Raw genomic sequence first — 1,342 nt, 5'->3', positions numbered from 1 at the left:
GAGAGCGTAAAATATCTTGTGTAAATGAATAAATACAAAAAGGAAGACCTTTTCTTGTAGAATTAAGTCACCACAACCAATTCAAAGAAAGAAGGTCTTCCTATGAATCAGTTTACAACAGATCTTGTTCAAGCTCTAGTCCAAAAAGAAGATGTAACGAAAATTTTCCGTTCTCACTTAGAAAATGCCGTTAATACGCTCTTAGCGAGCGAATTGACAGCTTTCTTAGACTATGAAAAATATGATCGTATTGGATTTAATACAGGGAATTCACGAAATGGTTCGTACGAACGGACGCTACACACAGAGTTTGGAGAGCTTCATCTCGTTATTCCTCGTGATCGGAATGGCGATTTTAAGCAACAGACGGTGGCTCCTTATAAAAGAGCCAATGATACGCTTGAAGCGTTTGTCATCCATATGTTTCAAAAGGGTGTAACGACAGCTGAAATTGCCCATTTAATGGAGCGCATGTATGGTCATCACTACACGCCTCAAACCATTTCAAATATGACAAAGGTGATGTCTGAACAGGTAGAAGCCTTCCGTGATCGAACCTTGTGCGCACGTTATGCGTGCGTTTATTTAGATGCTACGTACATTGCCTTGAAACGAGATACGGTGTCAAAAGAAGCTGTCTATATTGCCGTTGGCATTCGCGAAGACGGTTCAAAAGAAGTACTTGGCTATACAATCGCTCCTAACGAATCCGCCTTTGTATGGAAAGAACTTTTAGAAGACATCAAATCTCGTGGCGTAGAGGAGATTCTGTTGTTTATTTCCGACGGGTTAAAAGGCATCTCGGACAGTGTTTTCTCTGTCTATCCAGCCTCTTCTTATCAAACATGCTGCGTCCATCTTTCGCGTACGATTGCTCATAAAGTTCGTGTATCCGATCGAGCTGAAATCTGTGAAGACTTTAAATCTGTGTACCGCGCAGAAAGCCTTGAAATGGGCCAACAGGCCCTGCATTCGTTTATTGAAAAGTGGAAGTCAAAGTATCCAAAAGTGACAAAACCATTGCTGAATAACTCTTATTTGTTCACGTTTTATAGCTTTCCTAAGTCTATTTGGCGTAGTATTTATTCTACTAATCTCATTGAGTCGTTTAATAAACAAATCAAGAAATATAGTAAACGTAAGGAACAATTCCCTAATGAAGAGTCACTTGAACGCTTCCTCGTTTCTCAGTTTGACCAGTATAATCAGCGCTTTGCGACACGATGTCATATTGGTTTCGATCAAGCTCGCGCAGAACTACAAATGATGTTTAAAGCAAACTAGTGGGTAACGTTCATAAGAAAAGGAAACTCCCATTTACACAAAATTATTGACGGTCCCA

1 protein-coding gene is annotated in these 1,342 nt (G+C 40.0%); it reads left to right on the top strand.

Going from position 1 to position 1,342, the window contains the following annotated elements:
- The first annotated feature begins 102 nt into the window (after positions 1-102).
- Positions 103-1,284: an IS256-like element ISBame1 family transposase gene (locus AC1D0Y_RS29440; RefSeq protein WP_048019288.1), complete on the top strand. Its 1,182-nt coding sequence runs from the start codon at positions 103-105 to the stop codon at positions 1,282-1,284.
- The last annotated feature ends 58 nt before the right edge of the window (positions 1,285-1,342 follow it).

Source organism: Priestia sp. P1_B12_1, from assembly GCF_056406695.1.
This window is presented reverse-complemented; position numbering and strand designations above follow the sequence as displayed.

Bases quoted from the DNA above. Each gene is read 5' to 3' on its own strand.
- AC1D0Y_RS29440 (WP_048019288.1), top strand. From the start codon at position 103: ATGAATCAGTTTACAACAGATCTTGTTCAAGCTCTAGTCCAAAAAGAA.